Annotated in this window: 1 protein-coding gene; it reads left to right on the forward strand. The window is 46.5% G+C overall.

Annotated features, from left to right (window positions below; genetic code table 11):
* Positions 1 to 35: 35 nt before the first annotated feature.
* Positions 36 to 2360, forward strand: a 2325-nt coding sequence (locus EQP46_RS23890) for a hypothetical protein (RefSeq protein ID WP_161972893.1), incomplete at its 3' end; no start/stop codon positions are given.

Consider the following 2360-nt stretch of genomic DNA (forward strand, 5'->3'; position numbering starts at 1 on the left):
AGGCAAGCCAGTCCGAGACGAAGGGCAGACAGGCGTTGGCCCTGCTCGAGACTGCCAGCACATCATTGAATGATCGAATCAATGCGATTGATTTGCGGGTAACAGAAGACAGTGACACTTTCGAAACACTGTCCGCCGAAAAGACACATCATCTTCACGGGGTCGCATTACTCAGTGCGCTGACTGACGCACTAAACGCAGACTTGGCTGCTAGAGTCACCGTTTCTCACACACAGGCCACGAAAACACAAACGCAGGCCACCTTGGATGATGTGAATACACGCTATCAACACTTCACCACGCAACTGGCTAACAACGCGTTTTCGGCATTAGGGCAAGCGCCTGTTATCAATCCTTCTTCGACGGTGGCTGACGGTCTAGACGCTGACATCGGCGACACGGCGTCTTCTAACACCTTGATGCTGGCATTGCGTCGTGTGGCATTGACGTTGTCGGAAAAAGCGGGAGAAATAGAAGTGCAGCGGCGCTTGCTTGCCAGTGACCCTGAGAACACATTGGCCATCAATGCTTTGGCAGAGATGGAGGCAGTCTATGCACAGCTTGAGCAAGTGCAAGCGGCGCTGCTTGCCCAGCTAGGTGAAGATACCGCGGCAGAGCAACTGCAACTGACTAGCTCTTATACCAGTCTGGATGACGCGAAAACAAGTCGGGAGCAAGCGGCAGACGACATCGCGACGAACCAGTCGAGAGTGGCGGAACTTCAACAAGAGGTTCAATCTCTTTCAGCTAACATAGCAGAGCAATTTGAGGAAATTCAAGAAAGGCGCGAGGAATATATAGCAAGAGCGAACCAGCTTGAGGTAGCCAACGGTGATGTGAACACACGCAGCGAGTTGCTTGACATACAAGCCAAAGAATTAGCGAAACACAACGCGTCGATCAGTCAAAAACAAGAAAAGCTTGAGCGTTACCAGGACGCAAGAAATAGTATTCTTGGTGAGATATCGTCTTTTCAGGCGATTGAAGTGGAATCGAGTAATACTATCAACAGTATTTTAACTAACCAAGAAATTATACTTAGTCAACATAAGTCTGATCGGGAAAAGCTTCAAAGTGAGCTCCATGGAATAAACCATGTATTATTACCTGACGCCAATCGTAACATCGAGATATCTAGGGGGGCCTACTTTGGTATAATGGCTGGTGCAAATTTACGGAAAATACCAGCATCGGCTAAAGAAATTTTAAGCCTAGATAAAGAAGCTTTCCGAGTCAAAAATACATATTTTCATGGGCCATCCGCGCAAGAGCTAGCTAGTGCTTACCTGCGAATTTTATACGGACATCCTGAAAATTACGTGAGTAGTTACTCTCAAAAATTGAAAAGTGAACTGGTAGCTCATAATCCAGATTTTTATTCAGACAGGAAGAATGGGAGTTTCTTATCAGGTGATGAATGGAATGAAATAATTTCAGGCTACAGGCACCCCAATTCTTTTCATAGTCCAGTACATAAACTTGAGTCTATGAAAAAAAGTCTAGATACGATTATTAGTGCTACAAGTAACGGGAGCTTTTACACTGAGGGAGAGTTTAAACTTTTAAGACTTGATTATTCTGAAGGGTATTCCCACGGGCCTAATAATGCCTTTTGGGGGACTAAAGGCCTTTATCAGGTATATCTTACTGCTGAGGCAAGGATAAGAAATAATGCGCGAAGCGTTGCGCAGGATGGGATTGATCTTGCATCTCGGATTATTACTGCTTTTAATGATTTAAAAGAAGGCTTAGATAATAGGTTTTATCTTTTATCTAGGAAAAATTGGCTTGAGGTTTTGTTGATTCCAGATGTGGATAAAATGATAGAGGAATCAAGCTCTTTGTCTACTTCCGCTCAAAAAAATATTCTTATAGCAAATAAAAATATCAATACAGCCCAAGACAACATCCGTGCAGCAAATCAAGCACTTCTCACACTCGATAGCCACATTACTGACGCAGAAGCGGCGCTAAATATTGCGCGTGGCGAGCGGCAGGAAGCAGAGGCTGCAGTAGCAGCTACGCGCGCTTCTTTGGCTCAGGCTGAAACTGACCAAGCCAATGCAGAGAAGCTGCTGCTGGATGCCCGTGGGCACTTGAACGTAGCCATCGTTAACTATAATGATGCCCAGTCCGCCCTGTATCAGGCGACAGACTCACTCAATGCCGCCTACACCAACCTAAACATAGCGATAAATCTGCACCGTCAGGCGGACATGTATATCCGCCAAGCGCAAGCGTCAGCAGGCGAGGCCAAGGCCACTTTGGCCGAAGCGCAGGAGCTGGTTAACCTCGCACAATTCTCTGTCCTCCGCAAAGCCAATGCCGACATTGCCAGCCACGACACAGGCTACGTGTAC

It is taken from the genome of Enterovibrio baiacu (assembly GCF_004120195.1).
Classification (GTDB): domain Bacteria; phylum Pseudomonadota; class Gammaproteobacteria; order Enterobacterales; family Vibrionaceae; genus Enterovibrio; species Enterovibrio baiacui.